The organism is Hallerella succinigenes (genome assembly GCF_002797675.1).
Taxonomy (GTDB): domain Bacteria; phylum Fibrobacterota; class Fibrobacteria; order Fibrobacterales; family Fibrobacteraceae; genus Hallerella; species Hallerella succinigenes.
This window is the reverse complement of sequence record NZ_PGEX01000001.1, coordinates 2,091,054-2,107,354: the sequence shown is the minus strand read 5'-3', so window position 1 is coordinate 2,107,354 and position 16,301 is coordinate 2,091,054. Positions and strand designations below refer to the sequence as shown.

General features: G+C 49.9%; 14 protein-coding genes and 1 tRNA gene. 6 read left to right on the top strand and 9 right to left on the bottom strand.

Annotated features, from left to right (window positions below; all coding sequences use genetic code 11):
- Positions 1-57: 57 nt before the first annotated feature.
- On the bottom strand, positions 58-501 hold the full coding sequence (gene tnpA / locus BGX16_RS09705; RefSeq protein WP_100426824.1) for an IS200/IS605 family transposase: 444 nt from the start codon (positions 499-501) through the stop codon (positions 58-60).
- Between the two features lie 207 nt (positions 502-708).
- Positions 709-2,568, bottom strand: a complete 1,860-nt coding sequence (locus BGX16_RS09700) for a phosphoenolpyruvate carboxykinase (GTP) (RefSeq protein ID WP_100425849.1) — start codon at positions 2,566-2,568, stop codon at positions 709-711.
- 294 nt (positions 2,569-2,862) lie between these two features.
- Between BGX16_RS09700 and glgC the strand changes: the two genes are divergently transcribed.
- Entirely contained in the window at positions 2,863-4,110 is a 1,248-nt protein-coding gene (glgC, locus tag BGX16_RS09695; protein WP_100425848.1) for a glucose-1-phosphate adenylyltransferase, read from the top strand.
- 159 nt (positions 4,111-4,269) lie between these two features.
- On the opposite strand, the gene BGX16_RS09690 is transcribed toward glgC, so the two are convergent.
- A tRNA-His gene (locus BGX16_RS09690) sits at positions 4,270-4,344 on the bottom strand.
- 60 nt (positions 4,345-4,404) lie between these two features.
- Positions 4,405-4,773: a hypothetical protein gene (locus tag BGX16_RS09685; RefSeq protein ID WP_100425847.1), complete on the bottom strand. Its 369-nt coding sequence runs from the start codon at positions 4,771-4,773 to the stop codon at positions 4,405-4,407.
- 105 nt (positions 4,774-4,878) lie between these two features.
- Between BGX16_RS09685 and BGX16_RS09680 the strand changes: the two genes are divergently transcribed.
- Both BGX16_RS09680 and BGX16_RS09675 read left to right on the top strand, forming a co-directional pair.
- Complete coding sequence (locus tag BGX16_RS09680; RefSeq protein WP_157797973.1) at positions 4,879-5,742, top strand: ComEC/Rec2 family competence protein; 864 nt, start codon at positions 4,879-4,881, stop codon at positions 5,740-5,742.
- A gap of 11 nt (positions 5,743-5,753) precedes the next feature.
- Complete coding sequence (locus BGX16_RS09675; protein WP_157797972.1) at positions 5,754-7,478, top strand: hypothetical protein; 1,725 nt, start codon at positions 5,754-5,756, stop codon at positions 7,476-7,478.
- Here BGX16_RS09675 and BGX16_RS09670 read toward each other — a convergent pair whose 3' ends face one another.
- Genes BGX16_RS09670 through BGX16_RS09655 form a run of 4 tightly spaced genes read right to left on the bottom strand, consistent with a single transcriptional unit; the run spans position 7,479 to position 11,120 of the window.
- Positions 7,479-8,360 (bottom strand): NAD(+)/NADH kinase, encoded by an 882-nt coding sequence (locus BGX16_RS09670; protein ID WP_100425844.1) that lies wholly within the window; start codon positions 8,358-8,360, stop codon positions 7,479-7,481.
- A complete protein-coding gene (locus BGX16_RS09665) occupies positions 8,357-9,691 on the bottom strand; it encodes a 3-phosphoshikimate 1-carboxyvinyltransferase (RefSeq protein ID WP_100425843.1) in 1,335 nt (444 codons plus the stop codon). The genes BGX16_RS09670 and BGX16_RS09665 overlap by 4 nt, the downstream gene beginning before the upstream one ends.
- Entirely contained in the window at positions 9,691-10,800 is a 1,110-nt protein-coding gene (locus BGX16_RS09660) for a prephenate dehydrogenase/arogenate dehydrogenase family protein (RefSeq protein WP_100425842.1), read from the bottom strand. The genes BGX16_RS09665 and BGX16_RS09660 overlap by 1 nt, the downstream gene beginning before the upstream one ends.
- The gene (locus tag BGX16_RS09655; RefSeq protein ID WP_241899524.1) at positions 10,800-11,120 is read right to left on the bottom strand and encodes a chorismate mutase; all 321 of its coding nucleotides are present in this window, start codon (positions 11,118-11,120) and stop codon (positions 10,800-10,802) included. The genes BGX16_RS09660 and BGX16_RS09655 overlap by 1 nt, the downstream gene beginning before the upstream one ends.
- Here BGX16_RS09655 and mnmA point away from each other — a divergent pair.
- From mnmA to BGX16_RS09640, 3 genes are all read left to right on the top strand, one after another.
- A complete protein-coding gene (mnmA, locus tag BGX16_RS09650; protein WP_100426823.1) occupies positions 11,119-12,189 on the top strand; it encodes a tRNA 2-thiouridine(34) synthase MnmA in 1,071 nt (356 codons plus the stop codon). The two genes, BGX16_RS09655 and mnmA, sit on opposite strands and share 2 nt — an antisense overlap.
- 9 nt (positions 12,190-12,198) lie before the next feature.
- Positions 12,199-13,017 (top strand): diaminopimelate epimerase, encoded by an 819-nt coding sequence (dapF, locus tag BGX16_RS09645; RefSeq protein WP_198514902.1) that lies wholly within the window; start codon positions 12,199-12,201, stop codon positions 13,015-13,017.
- A 216-nt stretch (positions 13,018-13,233) separates the two neighbouring features.
- The gene (locus BGX16_RS09640; RefSeq protein WP_100425840.1) at positions 13,234-15,537 is read left to right on the top strand and encodes a cellulase family glycosylhydrolase; all 2,304 of its coding nucleotides are present in this window, start codon (positions 13,234-13,236) and stop codon (positions 15,535-15,537) included.
- Between the two features lie 77 nt (positions 15,538-15,614).
- On the opposite strand, the gene BGX16_RS09635 is transcribed toward BGX16_RS09640, so the two are convergent.
- Positions 15,615-16,292: an epoxyqueuosine reductase QueH gene (locus BGX16_RS09635; RefSeq protein WP_100425839.1), complete on the bottom strand. Its 678-nt coding sequence runs from the start codon at positions 16,290-16,292 to the stop codon at positions 15,615-15,617.
- Between the last annotated feature and the right edge of the window lie 9 nt (positions 16,293-16,301).

The following is a 16,301-nucleotide window of genomic DNA, read 5'->3' as shown; positions in this document are numbered from 1 at the left end:
GTCGCGTTGGTCAATCTGCCACCTGCGTAAGGTCCTTACCGGCCGCCCGTAAACGGGCTACATCTTGCCGAGCATGGTCAGCTGTTCTCCGTACTTGTCCTCCTCCAACTGATTTTTGATATACGAGGCAATCTTGCTCGCACTCTTGCCGGCCGTGTCTACGTAATACCCTCGGCACCAAAATTCCCTATTCCTGTATTTGAACTGAAGCGACGGATACCGTTCGTAGATCATCAAGCTACTCTTCCCCTTCAGGAATCCCATGAATCCCGAAACCGAATATTTCGGCGGTATCTCGAGAAGCATGTGTACATGATCTGGACAAACTTCCGCCTCGACGATATTCACCTGTTTCCAGTTGCAAAGCGTACGTAGGATTTCTCCTATCTCGCGGCGCTTTTCTCCATAGAACACCTTCCTGCGAAATTTGGGGGCAAACACGATATGATACTTGCAATTCCACGTCGTGTGGGCCAAGGCATGATTATTGCTATTTTTCATTTGAATCCTTTGGTTCTTTTGTTCGCAGCTGACAGACCGCATTTCAAAAGCTACCAAAGGATTTCTTGTTTGTCGAGGAAGGAACGCCAAAAGGCTAAACGGGACCGCCGGCCTAGCCGGCGGTTTTGAATACATACAACAAAAATCCCCCGCAGCGCTGCGAGGGATTTTTGAATTCCTTCAACAAGGATTCTTTCTTGCGAAAGATTAAGCCTTGTTCAAACGATCCTGGATCATGTCGATGATTTCGGAGAGTTCCTTCGGAAGGTGCTTGCCGAACTTCGGATAGTGATTTTCCTTCACGTCAGCGAGTTCCTTCTTCCAGCCTTCCACATCCACCTTGAGGATTTCCGGAAGGGTTTCCTTGTAGTAGTCAGCGAGACCATCGGTGTTGAGGGTCTTCGGCATGTAACCGATAGCGGTTTCAACAACGTTGGAATTGTCGCCGTTGCAACGGTCAAAGATCCAAGCGAGCACGCGGCTGTTGTCGCCGTAACCCGGCCACATGAAGCCACCCGGAAGCTTTTCGTTGTTGGCATCCTTGCGGAACCAGTTCACGTAGAAGATCTTCGGAAGCTTGTCTTCGGTAGACTTCTTGCCGATTTCGATCCAGTGCTTGAAGTAGTCACCCATGTTGTAGCCGCAGAACGGGAGGATGGCGAACGGGTCGCGACGGATCTTACCGACTTCAGCAGCGTTGATGGTGGAAGCAGCGGTGATTTCAGAACCCACGATGGAGCCGAGGAACACGCCGTGGTTCCAGCTGAGGGACTGGTGGACCAGAGGAATGGTGGACGGACGACGGCCACCGAAGAGGATTGCAGAGATAGGCACGCCGGCAGGATCTTCCCATTCCTTAGCAATGCAGGGGCACTGGTTGGCAGGAGCGGTGAAGCGTGCGTTCGGGTGAGCCATTTCTTCGCCCTTGGGAGCCTTGTCCTTCGGGAGAGCGTCGCGGGTGTTGCCCTTCCAGTCGACGAGCTTGCCCTTGGCCGGATAGCCGATGCCTTCCCACCAGACGTCACCATCTTCAGTGAGTGCGCAGTTCGTGTAAATGGTGTTCTTTTCGGCAGAGATAAGAGCGTTCTTGTTGGATTCTGCAGAGGTGCCCGGGGCAACGCCGAAGAAGCCGGCTTCCGGGTTGATGGCGTAGAGACGGCCATCCTTGCCAAACTTCATCCAAGCGATGTCGTCACCGATGGTTTCGACCTTCCAGCCCGGGATAGTCGGGATGAGCATGGCGAGGTTCGTCTTACCGCAAGCAGATGGGAATGCGCCAGTCACATACTTGACTTCGCCCTTCGGGTTCGTGAGCTTGAGGATGAGCATGTGTTCAGCGAGCCAGCCTTCATCGCGAGCGAGAACGGTTGCGATACGGAGAGCGAAGCACTTCTTGCCGAGGAGAGCGTTTCCACCATAGCCAGAACCATAGGACCAAATGAGCTTTTCGTCCGGGAACTGGGTAATGTACTTATGTTCGACGTCTGCGCAAGGCCAGATACCGCCGTCGGTTTCACCGTTGTTGAGCGGCTTACCCACGGAGTGGAGGCAGGGCACGAATTCAGCGTTCTGGTCGGCATTGAGAATGTCGAGAACCTTCTTGCCAGCGCGGGTCATGATGTCCATGTTGAGGACAACGTATTCAGAGTCGGTCAGTTCGATACCGTTCTTGGAGATCGGGGAACCGAGCGGGCCCATGCAGAACGGAATCACGTACATGGTACGGCCGTGCATACAACCCTTGTAAAGGCCCTTCATGGTTTCCTTGAGTTCCTTCGGGTCGATCCAATGGTTGGTCGGACCAGCATCTTCTTCCTTCACGGAAGAAATAAAGGTACGGGATTCGACACGCGCCACGTCAGACGGGAGAGAACGGAACAGGTAGCAGTTTTCCTTCTTGGCGAGCTTCGTAGCGAGGCCGGCATTGACGCACTTCTGCATGAGGGCGTCATATTCTTCCTTGGAACCGTCAACAACAACAACGTTGTCCGGTTCGCACATGGCGATGCATTCTTCAACCCAAGCCTTGATCTTGTTATGCTTGATGTCGTTGAGAGTGAGACTCATATAGGTAACTCCTATTTGGTTTAACGTTACGTTTCGATCATTTCGAACACGATAAATGTACAAAAAAATGGAGATTCGGAAAGTGGATAGAATCTAAAAAAGCCTTTTCCACGCCCCTTGGATAAGGGCTCCGAAACTGAGTCAGACTATTTTCACATTTTTGAAGGGACAACTCCAGCCAGCAGTCAGAATCTTTACAACGATTTTATTTGATTTTCTTGAAAATTTCCCAATTTTTGCAAAAAATAAGATAGATTAGGAGAGTATTTATCGCTTATATAGATTAGGAGCTTTATGAATTGGTCTTATCGTGAACATAACAAGAACACCCTTTGCATGATCATGGCTGGCGGTCAGGGCAGCCGACTCCAACCTCTCACCCGAGACCGTGCAAAGCCGGCGGTTCACTTTGGTGGAACTTACCGAATTATCGACTTCGTTTTGAACAACTTTATCAACTCTGGCATCTTCAAGATCAAGGTGTTGACCCAATTCAAGTCGGATTCCTTGAACAAGCATATTTCTGCAGCCTGGAACTTGAATGCAAGCCTTGACCAGTATGTAGACCTTGTGCCCGCACAGATGCGCACCGGAGGCGATTGGTACAAAGGCACCGCAGACGCCATTTTCCAAAACATCAACCTGATTACGGATGAGCGTCCGGATATCGTCGCGATCTTCGGCGGCGACCACATCTATAAAATGGATGTGAATCAGATGATAGACTTCCACCTTTCTCGTGCAGCACTCCTGACAATTGCAGCGATTCCTGTACCAGTGGAAGAAGCAAGCGAATTCGGCATTATCGAAGTCGATAGCGACAACCGCATGATCGGCTTCCAGGAAAAACCGAAAGAACCCAAGCAAATGCCGGGACGCCCGGGCTGGTGCCTCGCCAGCATGGGCAACTATATTTTCACAAGCAAGTTCCTTGTACGAGAGCTTTTGAAGCACTCTAGCGAAGGCGCAACTGACTTCGGCAAGGATATTATTCCGGCGCTTTACCCGAACTACCCTGTTTACGTCTACGATTTCAACACGAACATCGTCCGCGGAGAACGCGCAGAAACCAAGGGTTACTGGCGCGACGTGGGAACGCTTGATGCCTTCTTCGAAGCCAACATGGATATTTGCTCGGGCAATCCTCCGTTCGACCTCTACAACAACTACTGGCCGATTCGCACCTATAACTGGAACCAGCCGCCTGCCCGTTTCTTTAGCGCCGGCGACTCGGAAAATCCGGGCGCAGCAATCGACTCCGTTGTTTCTGCAGGCTGCGTAATCGGCGGCGGTCGCGTGATCAAGAGCGTTCTTTCTCCGGCGGTTTCCATTCAAAAGGAAGCCCTCGTCGAAGAATCCATTCTCTTCCCTGACGTGACGATCGGTCCGGGCGCGAAGGTACGCAGAGCCATTATCGAAAAGGGCTTGCACATTCCTGCGGGTTTCGAAATCGGTTATGATTTGGAACGCGATAGCAAAATGTTCCACGTAACGCCTTCGGGTATCGTCGTTCTCGCCAAGGATACGATTATAAAGGCTTAACGCCTTGATAATTCTAATCGAAGACGCACTTCAACCGAAGTGCGTCTTCTCTTTTTTACTCATCAATTTTCAGATAAATTCACCAACCGAAATAAGGTGCGAAATTTTAAATCTGTTTAAAACGAGAAACCCCCGCACTTCCGCACGGAGGTTTTCAAGGGTGGGTAACCGGACTCGAACCGGCGACAACCAGAATCACAATCTGGGACTCTAACCAATCTGAGCTACACCCACCATAAATGAGCGAGGCAAATATAACAAAGTTTAAAGAAAATTCAAAGGGATAATTTTGAATTATTCTTCGCGCTCTTTACGCCTCATCAAACGCATGAAGTTGGCACGCTTGAAATCATTACGGTGTTCGTTGCAGAATCTCGGGTAGATGAACTGCTTCGGGAAGACCTTGATTTCAAACAGATTGTCGCAACCTTCGAGGCAGCAACGGAACTTCAAGTCCAAAACATCTGTATAGTTGTGGCGGAATACGATGTTCTTTGCATCGATATTTTCCACATCCTTCTTCTGCTTCTGGCGATTCTTGATATCGCGGTGAATCGGGCAGTACTTGGCAATCGGGTGACCCCAAAATTCGCGACCGCAACCCGGTTCTTGGCAAATTTTGAGCTTAATGCGTTTCTTCTTTTTGTACTTAGGTAGCTGCATAGCACTTGTAAATTTACTAAAAATCCTTTTTTTTTTCAATTTTTTCCTTTCTCCGTGCTTTCGAGCGTCTTATAAATGGAGCTTCTTTTAGGAGGACCTATGCAAATGAAGCGATTTCAGTGGTATTTTGTGGGCATTTTCACGCTCGTTTGGCAAATTGGAGGCTGTTCCCAAGCGGATATTTCCAGCGAAGTGGCGGATTTTGGAACGGCAAAGCTTGAATTTTTGGATGTCGGGCAAGGTTTGTCCGTTTTGATTCAATCTAGTGGCAAAGAGTGGGCGTTTTTGTACGATGCAGGGAACGATTCCACTGGATTTTGGGATTCACTGCACGTGCGAAACATAAAGCACTTGGATTGGGCGCTAGTGAGCCATTGGCATCGGGATCATGCGGGGGGATTTTTGGAATGGGACGGTTCCGTGCAAATCAATACGCTTTTTTACAGCCGAGATACCGGCGGCATTTGGTTGCGGGACAGCATTTTGAAGCTTGCCAAACGTTTTGGGACAAAAACGGTTGCAGTCGAACGCGGACAAAAACTCCCGTGCGAAGAATGGAGCTGTCAAATCTTATGGCCGACGGGATTCAAAAAAATCGGGGGAAACGATGCGAGCGCCGTTTTGCAGATTTCGGACGGAAAAGAGCGGGCGCTTTTCACAGGGGACCTGGAGAATCTGGGAGAAGCGGAACTTTTGGAACTTTCGCACGATCTGCAGGCGAGCCTTTTGCAAGTCGGGCACCACGGTTCTACGAGCAGTTCTTCGCTCCGCTTTTTGGAACAGGTGGCGCCCACGCTTGCGGTCATCTCTGTGGGAAAAGGCAATCCTTACGGTCATCCGGCAAAGAGTACGCTGAAAAAACTTTCTTTTGTGACCGGAGATTCCTCCAAGATTTTACGCACAGACCTTTTGGGAACACTTGTTGTGGAATGGCGACTCAAGAAAGGTTTATGGCTAAGAAATTACTAGTTTAAGGGTCTATGTCACATCTTTTCCATATTCCTGTAATGGGAACCTGTTTTACGACCGATTCTCCCCTACGCGTGGCGCATTGGGGAATCGACTCGGCGATTTCCCTCGTCGATGACAGGATGACGGAAAAGATCGGTCTGTATTACGCCCAAAAATACGGACTGCCGTACGAAAAGGTTTCCCCTTCCGCCGAACACGCCCGAGAAAAGCGGATACAGCTCTATCTGAATCTGGTGAACGCCTTGGTGCAAAAGAATTTTGCCCGTGTAAAAAAAGCGCCTTTTACGGGAGAAAGCGAAAAGGACTTTTACTTTCAGCTATTGCCGACAGAAGATCCGCTCCGCAAGCGTTACCTGAAGATGCTCCAAATGCCTAGGGGAGACGCCCGTGATGCTGAAGAGAACGCCTTGAGTGCAGAAATGCGCCCGGGCTCTATCGATGTGAACATCATGGTGAAACTCGACCGCCCGGGCTTTGACGATGCTAAAGAAGCGCTCCGCGGCTATGCGAAATCAAACCTTTACGGAAACACGAGTCTGATTCTAAGCGCGGGAATCAACCAGGCACTTTTCAGCGAAATGGAAGCTTTCCCCTGCTTTTACCGAAATGCGGTCGGAGGCTTTGACAAAAAAATTGTATTGAAAATTTCGGACTTCCGTTCAGCAGAAATCCAAGGTAAATTTTTAGCCCGCAAGGGTCTCGAAGTTTCGGAATACCGCATTGAGTCCGGGTTGAACTGTGGCGGTCACCTGTTCCCTGCACAGGGAGAGCTTCTACCGCTGATTTTACAAGAAGTCGTGACGAAGAAAGAGAAGCTTGTTTGCGGTTTTAGAGATGCCGTGCAAAAGTATTATACAACCCACGGTCTCGACGTAAAACGTTTGATGCCGCTGATGCCAAAATTTACAGTCCAGGGTGGCATTGGAAACTTTGGCGAAGCCGAGCGTCTTTTGCGCGATTTTGGGATGGACCGGTGCGGATGGGGATCGCCTTTTTTGCTTGTATCGGAAGCGACTCTCGTGGATGACGCATTGAGAAACTTGCTCGCCAAGGCGAGTTCAAATGACATCGTGATGAGCGAGGCATCCCCGCTCGGCATTCCTTTTAGCCATTTGAAACTCTGCCCCGCAGAAATCGACCGCGTTCAAAAAATAGAGCAAGGAAATCCAGGCGCCCTTTGTCCCAAAGGCTTTTTGCAAAACAATACCGAATTCACGGAACGCCCGATTTGCACGGCAAGCCGCGAATATCAAAAGAAAAAAATCGCCGCCATCGATGCTTTGAACATTTCCGCCGAAGAAAAGCAAAAAGCAAAAGCTCTGGTCTTCGAAAAGACGTGCATTTGCCATGAGCTCGGAAATTCCGGGCTAATCGCTCTCGGGCTTGAAAGCTCAGAAAAGGCTCCGGCAGAAATTTGCCCCGGCCCGAACCTCGCCTTTTTCGACAGAACTTACACGCTCAAAGAAATGGTGGACTTTATCTATGGACGTGGGGAAACTTTAACCACCGCGCATCGTCCGCACATGTTCGCTTTGGAAATTCAGCTGTACGCAAAGTGGTTTAAGGCTTCGGTAGAAATGGGAACTCCTTTGAAAACGGTCGCAGAGAACCTGAAACGCGGACTCGATTTAGCACTTGAAATTTCCAAGTCCAAAGCGTATCCCGGCGAAGATTTGGAAAGCATCCAGGACGCAGTCGCACAGACCCTTCCGCTGATTGAACCTTATTTGTGATTACTTGATCGCGAGCTTCGGTTTTCCCGTCCAGCCGAGCTTTCCGTGAAGAGCATTGACGAAGCCCGTATTCTTCATGCGGATAAACGTCGTTACATCCTTACTCTTGGAAAGAACGAGAGAATCCCCCGCTTCAAGGACGTGCACAATTCGACCGTCAAAGACGAGTTCAATCGGCGTATTCATAATCGACGTGACACGGCATTCCGAATCCGTCGGGATGATAAGCGGCCTAACCGAAAGACTGCAAGGCGCCACCGGGGTCAAGACAAAGGCATCGACCGACGGATAGATAATTGGCCCACCCGCGGCAAGATTGTAAGCAGTAGAACCTGTCGGCGTCGAAACGAGCAGAGAATCCGCCCAATATTCCGTCAGCGGACGGCCCTTGAATTCCACGTTGATATTGACGAGGCGTTCTGGAGCATGGGCTCGGATATGCATTTCGTTCAAAACCGTTTCCGAGCAGAGAACCTTTTGCTTGTGATAGATTTTGGCATCTATCATGATGCGGTCGCGGGTCGTATAATCGCCCACGAGAAGTGCATTCAGCGCATCCGGCAAGCTTTCCACCGGCGTTTCCGTCAGGAATCCAACGCGGCCCGCATTCACGCCAAGAATCGGAATGTTGACGCCCAGCGCAATACGTGCCGAGCTTAAAAACGTACCATCACCGCCGATCGCAATCAAAAGAGAGCATTTGCGCAGAGTGCGTTCCGAGACAATGCGAATACCCTTGGGAGCGACTCCCACAAGAGAATCCACCGCATAGAACGAAATGTCACGATGCTTTGCCGCAAACACGGAAATTTCTTCGAGAGCCTTGATGAGTTCAGGGCTCTTTCCCTTAAAGCCAACAATGCCGATTTTGGAAAACTTCATGATTGTGCAATCTCTTTTAATTTATTTACGATCCCTGGAAAAGCGACGTCGATGTTTCCCAGATTTTCAATCGTCGTTTCTCCTTGCGAGAAAAGCGAAATGACGTTAAACATCAATCCAAGAACCGGATCGTTTTCCGCATCAAATCTGCCCGCATCGAGTTCTTCTCTTCCGCGGATAACAAGTCCTTCATCATAGACGCCGATCGAAGCGCCTGTCTGTTTCAAATTTCGGGCGAGCGTTTCGCAACGAGGACGCAATTCCTTGGATAGGCTATCCGGAATGCGAAGAATACTTTCCCCGTCGGCAGTACTCGCCGCAAGAGCGATGAACGGATATTCCTCCAGGCACGTGCAAAGGATATCTTCTGCAAGGCGGCGAGAGGACAAGCGTTTATCGTAAACAGAAATCACGTCCGCATAGGCTGTGCCATAACGCTCGTGACGCGATCCAAAATCGATTTTTGCCCCCATACGGCGGAGCGCCGAGAAGGCTCCGGCACGGTCGGCCGCAACCAGAACATTTTTGAGCGTAATCTTTTTGTTTTTGAATGCCGGAGAAAGAATCGAAAGGATGACAAGGGCACAAGCTTCCGTCGGATCATTCGGCACAAAGTAGTCGTGGCTCGTCAAAATCTTGGTTTCGGAAATGACCGTTTTGACACGGCGTTCCGTTTTGATACCACGAGCCTTGGCAATACGGCGTTCGAGTTCGCTCATTTCCTGCATACCGGTCGTTTGAATCTGGATTTGCGCGCCGAAGTAAGCGAGCATTTCGACAAACGAAGAACGGACCGGACAGCGTTCATCAAACTCGACAGTTCTACCGAGAACAAGAGCATTCACGAGGACCGCATTCTTAGCGAGGTACGGGATGCAGCCTTCACGCGTTTCCTTGAGCAACGGAAGCACATGTTCAAAGTGGAACGAAATCGTCTTGCCCGCTTCCGTATCCGATTCGTTTTCCACCTTCACGCCGAAAACTTCAGCGAGGAAAGTCTTTGCCTTTTGAAGCTGTTCCGCAGTTCCCGTTGCAGAGAAAAGCGTTTCCGTATCCTTGGAAGCGAGAGCAAGCAAAAGCGACATGGCATTGTCACTTTCCGGAATATGCAGAAGAGCCGGAATCTTATAAGAGAATCCGACACCCGTCAGAATCGTATTCGAACCTTTTTCTTCGACCTTGAGGCCAAACTCCTGGAGCAAGTTCGCAAAATGGCGAGAGCGATCGGTAAACGCAAAGTCGTCCAAAGTCGTACGACCGTTCACCAGAAGGCCGAGCGCAAGCACATCTTCCGAAAGTTCGCGGTCCGGATTTAAAACGATATCTTCCATTAGCGTTCCGTTACTTCAAAATTCAAGGAGCGCAAGAGTTCTCGCGCCGCATTCGCCTGAGCTTCGGTTTTAAATGCAATCAAAAGGGTGCCTGCGATATTTTCGCGCACCTTCATAAGTTCGATATCTCGCACGTTCAGCTCTGCCTTCGCAAGCGGTTCAAGCACTGCAAGAATCGATCCCGGTTCATCTTTCAACTGTACCGTGAGCTGGAAAAAACTGTTGTTCGCATTCTTGCCTGGGGCAAAAAGCGAAGCGCGACCGGCGTTTCCCTGGCTAAAAATCCGATGCAGATAGTCTTCATCCGTCGGGAGTTTTTCGATTGCCTGACGGGTCTCTTGAAGGCCTGCGATATATTCGTCCATGGCGCGAAGAATTTCCGGTTTGTTCGTTTCGGCAATATCCTTCCACATGGCCCAGCTGGATGCGGCGATACGGGTCATGTCGCGGAAGGCGCGCCCGGCAAAATGCTGGTACCCGTTGTCGAGAAGGCGCGCCGGGATGTTCGCGGCGAGGCTTGAACTTGCCATCTGCGGCATGTGACTGACCCAGGCGACCGTCTGATCGTGATGTTCCGGCGGGAAAACGACCTGCTCCGCTCCGACGAACGAAATCATTTCGGACAGAGCCTTATAATCGCAAGCAGAGGTTCCCGCAGGCGGGCAGACGAACCAGTACGCATTTTCAAATAACGACGGATCGTTGAATTCAACGGAATGTTTTTCCGAGCCAGCCATCGGATGACTTCCCACAAAGCGGAACGGAGCCTTAAGAGCGGCACCCGCTTTGCAAATTTCCGCCTTGGTACTGCCTATATCCGAAACGAGAATCGGATGGGACGGAGTCCGCTTGGAAAGCTTTTCGAGAGTCGAAAGAATGATCGAAATCGGCGTGCAAAGCAGAATGACGTCCGAACCTTCTACCCACTGATCAATTTCATCATAGCCGAACGTTTCGTCGGCGAGTTTCAATTCCTTGGCACGGGCAAGCGTCTTCGGCGAGCTGACCGCTCGAACAATGACATCTTCTTTCGCCTGCTTAAAAGCGGCGGCGATGGAACTTGCAAGAAGCCCAAAACCGACAAAAGTGACTCGTTTGAAAGAAAACATCACCTTTCCACCTGTCGAGTTTCCGTCATGATGACCTGAAAAATCCGAGCCATCGATTCCGGAGAGAGCGGACCGTCACACGCTTTCGCCTTGGCAGCGACGCGTTCCAAGATTTCCTGTTCGCGAGAGGCATCAAAAACAGGAAGTCCCTTTTCCTTTTTAATTTTACCGATTTTAACCGCATAATTTGCGCGGTTATTCAAAAGCTCGATCAGATTGTTTTCAAGCTCGTCGATTTTTTTTCGCCAGTACGCAATATCCATATAGGGAAAGTTAGAAAGTTTTTTGAAGGACTTTGGCTTTTCTATATTTTGGAGCATGAAAATCGCAGTCGGACTTTCTGGTGGCGTTGATTCCACGATGGCAGCCTATCTTTTAAAGAAACAAGGTCACTCCGTCGTCGGTGTTACGATGTCTCTTTGGGATGGAACAATTCCTTTAGAAGACCACGGTCAAAGCGGATGTTTTGGCCCAGGTGAAGCTCGCGAACTTGAAAAAACAGCAGAAGTCGCCAAACGCCTAGGTATCGACTACGAAGTCATTCCGCTTGCCGAACAGTACAAGCGAAATGTTTTAGACTATTTCCGCGAAGAATACAGAGCCGGTCGCACCCCGAACCCTTGCGTTAAATGCAATCAAAAGATGAAGTTTGGATTCTTAATCGATTGCGCCCATAAACTGCTCGACTTCGACACATTCGCGACAGGGCATTATGCACAGGTTTCCGATAACGGAAGACTCTTGCGCAAGGCGGTCGATTCTACCAAGGATCAGACCTATTTCCTTTCGCGCTTAAAAAGAGAACAGCTTTCCCGCGTGATTTTCCCACTCGGAAACCTCACCAAAAAAGAAGTCAAAACCCTAGCTGCGGAATCCGGATTTGAAGACATTGCCGCCCAGCACGAAAGTCAAGACTTCATCGAATGCGAAGATTACGCAGTTCTCTTCGACAAGGATGACATCAAGCCCGGTGACATCGTCGATTTGAACGGCAAAGTTCTCGGCCATCACAACGGTATCATTTATTATACCATCGGTCAGCGCAAAGGTCTTGGCATTGGCGGTCTCAAAGAGCCGCTTTTTGTCGTGAAAATTGACCCGCACAAGAATCAAGTGATTCTCGGAACCAAAGCCGATTTGTATTCCAAAAGCCTTAAAGCCCATGACGTCAACCGATTGCTTCTGGACGATCATGTGAATGAGGGTCGCGCCATGGCAAAGATCCGCCACGGTAAAACCCTTGCCCCTGCTACATTCAAAATCGAAGGCGATAATTTGTACGTAGCCTTCGACGAACCTCAAATGTCTGTGACTCCGGGGCAAATCGTCGTACTTTATCAAGATGATGCCGTTTTAGCGAGCGGCATTATTGATGACCACTTCACCTAGGACCCTCCTATGATCCACTTCACTAAAATGCAAGGCGCTGGAAACGATTACATCTATGTAGATAATCGAAACGGCGTGGTTAAAGACCCTACCCAGCTTTCCCCGAAAATCTCTGATAGACATTTTGGCGTCGGTTCAGACGGCCTCGTTTTGATTAGCCTTTCGGACAAGGCCGATGTGCGCATGCGAATGTTCAATCCAGACGGCAGTGAAGCCGAAATGTGTGGTAACGCCAGTCGTTGCGTGGCCCGTTTTGCGTGGGAACGTTTCTTCAAGAAAGCCAAAGACGAATTTGACTTAGAAACCGGTGCAGGCATTAAACACATCGTGATCCATCGCGATGGAGAAAACTTTAAATCGGCGACAGTGGACATGGGCGCTCCGATTCTTGAACCGGCGAAGATTCCGGTTGCCGCGGAAACGAACAAGATCACCCTCGACGGATGTGAATTCACTTGCGTTTCCATGGGAAATCCACATGCGGTAACTTTTGTCGACAGCGTTAAAACAGCTCCGGTGCACACCAAAGGACCCGATTACGAAATCGATTCATTTTTTCCGCGCAAGTCAAACATCGAATTTTGCGAACTTGTAGACTCTACCCACGCCAAAATGCGCGTCTGGGAACGCGGAACAGGAGAAACTCTCGCCTGCGGAACAGGCGCTTGCGCAACACTTGTCGCCTGTGTTTTGAACGGAAAAACTTCTCGTGCAATTGACCTGGAACTTCTCGGCGGAACGCTCCACATCGAATGGAGAGAAGAAGATTCCCATGTGATGATGACAGGTCCAGCTGAATTTGTTTTTGAAGGGACCTTCGAAGAATAAGAAGAATCGCACAACTGTTTCAACCGTTTCGCAAAGTAACTTTTGCAAAGTAACTTTTACTTACTTCCCCTGCATCACACAGGGGAATTTGTTTTTGCTCACAAGAGAACAAAGTGGGAACAAAAAGAACCATTTGTTAATCGCATTTTACTCCCTAAAAAAAGCCTTTGACATAAATTATAGGGGTAATCCTATTTTCTCTTTGCGAGGTCTAGAATGAACTTTTCTTTCACCAAATCCGTCTTGACTGTTGGCGTACTCGCCATGAGTCTTGCAACGCTTTCATTTGGACGCGTCGGTCCTGTGAGCGCCTACGGCCAGTTGCAGGCTGGTACCAATTCCAGCGGCAAGGGCCAAATTTACGGTTCCTGTAAGGGCGTCACCAGCGGAAACGAGGTGGCGGTGCAGGGTATGAGCCTTTTCTGGAGCATCGCAAGCGACGTGGGAGCTCCTTTCTGGACTGCCGATTATGTCAGCGGTCTTGTACAGAAACAGAACATACAGCTAATTCGCGCCCCCATGGGTGTGGACGAGGACTGGGGTGCCGGTAACTACTTTAACAAGAATGGTTATTACCAAAGCCTTATGAATACAGTGGTCCAGGCGGCCATCGACAACGATATTTACGTGATTATCGACTACCATAGTCACAAGGCCAGCGACAACGTGGAAAACGCGAAGACCTTCTTCAGTTATATGGCAGAAAAATGGGGCAAATACGACAACGTAATTTTTGAAATTTTCAATGAACCCACTACCCAGTCCTGGGACACCATCAAGACCTATGCTGATACAGTTGTGTCGACAATCCGTCAATACTCCGACAATCTAATCCTGGTGGGTAGCCGCAGCTGGGACCAGTTTCCCAACGAGGCTTCCAGCAATCCGGTGACGGACTCCAAGAATAACACAGCCTACACCTTCCATTACTATGCGGGTTCCCACAGCACGAGAACAGAAGGCGCCAATGCGGTCTCGGCCATGAACAGCGGGCTTTCCGTGTTTGTTTCGGAATGGGGAACCGTCAATGCCGATGGCGGCGGTTCTGTCAGTGGGACTTCATCCACTTGGCTATCCTGGATGAATCAGCATAAGCTTTCCGGTGCCAACTGGTCTGTATCCAACAAGAACGAAGGGGCTTCTTATTTTAGTGGAAGCGCTTGGAACTATTCCGAAAGTGGAAAGTGGGTAAATACCAATATCTTCTCGAAGTTGCCTACCTCCTACACGGCTTGCAGCGGCACGACAATAACCTCCAGCAGCTCCGCGGCCAGTTCCTCGAGCTACGTGCAGCCGGCAGGAACCACCGATTACATTGACGACTTTGAAGACGGGGACAATTACGCCTTTACCGGCGGCGAATGGTATGCCTATACCGACAAAGGCGACGATGGCGCCTCTACGATTACAAACGGTCCCGGCAAGAACGGCGGTTACAATGTAGTGCTTCCCGGTTCTACAACCGGAAACTCCACCAGCTATGTGGCGGGTATTACTGGAGTCACGCTTTCCCAGGGAGGCAACAAGTACGATCCTTATGTGGCTCTCGGTGTAGGCCTGAACGAAACCCAGACCGCTTACGACCTTTCTTCTTGCACCGCCATTACATACAAGTACAAGGGTGCTGCCCACAACTTTAAGGCAGAGGATACGGCGGTCAAGGATTACGGTTACCACCAGATTACCAAGACGGCGTCTACTTCCTGGACCACCGTGACGATTCCCTGGGATATGTTGGCTCAGGAATCCTGGGCAGATGACGTGACTCTTTCCAAGAAGCGCATCGCAAAACTCACCTGGGAAATCAAGGGGAACCAGCCCAGCCTCAATTACCTCTATGTAGATGACGTCCGTTGTTCGGGCATGGCGATTGTCCCGGTAGAATCTCCGTCTTCTTCGAGCTCTGCGAAGTCCAGCTCCAGCACAAACTCCTCCTCGAGCAATGCAGTTTCCAGTTCGAGCGCGACATCTTCGTCTAGCGTCGTCGTTTCTAGCTCCTCTGCAATTTCTGCAGCAGGCTATGTCATCAACGGTTCGACTAACCAGACGGTCGCCAAGAATACCGCTTTCGAAACCATCACGATTACGAACGTCACATCCTTCAGCCGTGAAACTTGGAACCTAGCCTCCATCGGCAACATCAACTTCACCTACGCAGGCAACAGCGTAACGATTTCCGGTACTGTAGAAAGCTGGGCCACCGAAGGTTCTTACACCGAAACAATCAAGGTGAACGGCGAAACCATTACCATAAGCCTGAACGTTGTCAATGAACAAAGCACTTCGATTGCCGCGGACAAGACAGCCCAGAGCCTGCACCTTGCAGTCCTCGGCAGAACTCTCCACGTCAGCACCGCAACGCCTGTCACCGTAGAAGTGTTCGACATGCAGGGCCGTGCACTGAAGCGTTTCTTCCAGGTGAACGAATCCGTTTCGCTCGAATCGATGCAGAGCGGCTCCTACATCGTCCGCGTCCATGCAGGTTCGATGAACAGCACCCAGCGTATCTCGATCCACTAAGTTTCAACCTACAAAGAGAGAAGGGTCTCCGCTGCGGCGGAGGCCTTTTTTTCGCCCTATTCTACGCTGAAAATACGTTAAACAAGAACAGAAGACAGTTCCAGGGCTCGAGCCTTCGCCTCTTCTTCTGCAATCTGACGGTCCCGTTCCATTTTCGAAAAGACGCATCCGCAAAAATACTGGCGGTAAAGATTGTATTCCTTGCAAAGCTGCGTGGAACGGAGGAAGCCGTTACGCTTTTTAAAGTTCGACGGCAAATGCTTGACTCCGTAAAGCTTTCCCATTTCTTCACCAATATGGTTCAGCACGTCCGCATCTTTCATTGGGCTAATGGTGAGCGTCGTCGTGAAATAATCCATGCCGAGCTCTTTCGCTACTTTTGCCGCTTCGCCCAATCGGAGTTCAAAGCATTTATAACACCGGGCTCCGCCTTCGCGCTCTTTTTCAAGTCCATTAACAGCTGCATAATAGCGTGCAGGTTCATAATTTCCTTCGAGGAAACTCACCGGGTGCTTCGCCGGAAACTCTGCCGAAAAGCGCTTTAATTCCGCCACACGGTGTTTGTATTCTTCAATCGGGAAAATGTTCGGATTGTAATAGAAAGTCGTAATGCGGAAATAATTCGAAAGATATTCCAGAACATAGGTTGAACACGGCGCACAGCAGCAATGCAGCAAAAGCGAAGGAACTTCTCCCTTGCTCTGCAAGCGACGGATGATATCATCCATCTGACGCTGATAATTAACCGGAACCATGTTTCAAAT

Bases quoted from the DNA above. Each gene is read 5' to 3' on its own strand.
- glgC (WP_100425848.1), top strand. From the start codon at position 2,863: ATGAATTGGTCTTATCGTGAACATAACAAGAACACCCTTTGCATGATC.
- BGX16_RS09665 (WP_100425843.1), bottom strand. From the start codon at position 9,691: ATGGAAGATATCGTTTTAAATCCGGACCGCGAACTTTCGGAAGATGTG.
- mnmA (WP_100426823.1), top strand. From the start codon at position 11,119: ATGAAAATCGCAGTCGGACTTTCTGGTGGCGTTGATTCCACGATGGCA.
- BGX16_RS09640 (WP_100425840.1), top strand. From the start codon at position 13,234: ATGAACTTTTCTTTCACCAAATCCGTCTTGACTGTTGGCGTACTCGCC.
- BGX16_RS09700 (WP_100425849.1), bottom strand. From the start codon at position 2,568: ATGAGTCTCACTCTCAACGACATCAAGCATAACAAGATCAAGGCTTGG.
- dapF (WP_198514902.1), top strand. From the start codon at position 12,199: ATGATCCACTTCACTAAAATGCAAGGCGCTGGAAACGATTACATCTAT.
- BGX16_RS09685 (WP_100425847.1), bottom strand. From the start codon at position 4,773: ATGCAGCTACCTAAGTACAAAAAGAAGAAACGCATTAAGCTCAAAATT.
- BGX16_RS09670 (WP_100425844.1), bottom strand. From the start codon at position 8,360: ATGAAGTTTTCCAAAATCGGCATTGTTGGCTTTAAGGGAAAGAGCCCT.
- BGX16_RS09635 (WP_100425839.1), bottom strand. From the start codon at position 16,292: ATGGTTCCGGTTAATTATCAGCGTCAGATGGATGATATCATCCGTCGC.
- BGX16_RS09675 (WP_157797972.1), top strand. From the start codon at position 5,754: ATGTCACATCTTTTCCATATTCCTGTAATGGGAACCTGTTTTACGACC.
- tnpA (WP_100426824.1), bottom strand. From the start codon at position 501: ATGAAAAATAGCAATAATCATGCCTTGGCCCACACGACGTGGAATTGC.
- BGX16_RS09680 (WP_157797973.1), top strand. From the start codon at position 4,879: ATGAAGCGATTTCAGTGGTATTTTGTGGGCATTTTCACGCTCGTTTGG.
- BGX16_RS09660 (WP_100425842.1), bottom strand. From the start codon at position 10,800: ATGTTTTCTTTCAAACGAGTCACTTTTGTCGGTTTTGGGCTTCTTGCA.
- BGX16_RS09655 (WP_241899524.1), bottom strand. From the start codon at position 11,120: ATGCTCCAAAATATAGAAAAGCCAAAGTCCTTCAAAAAACTTTCTAAC.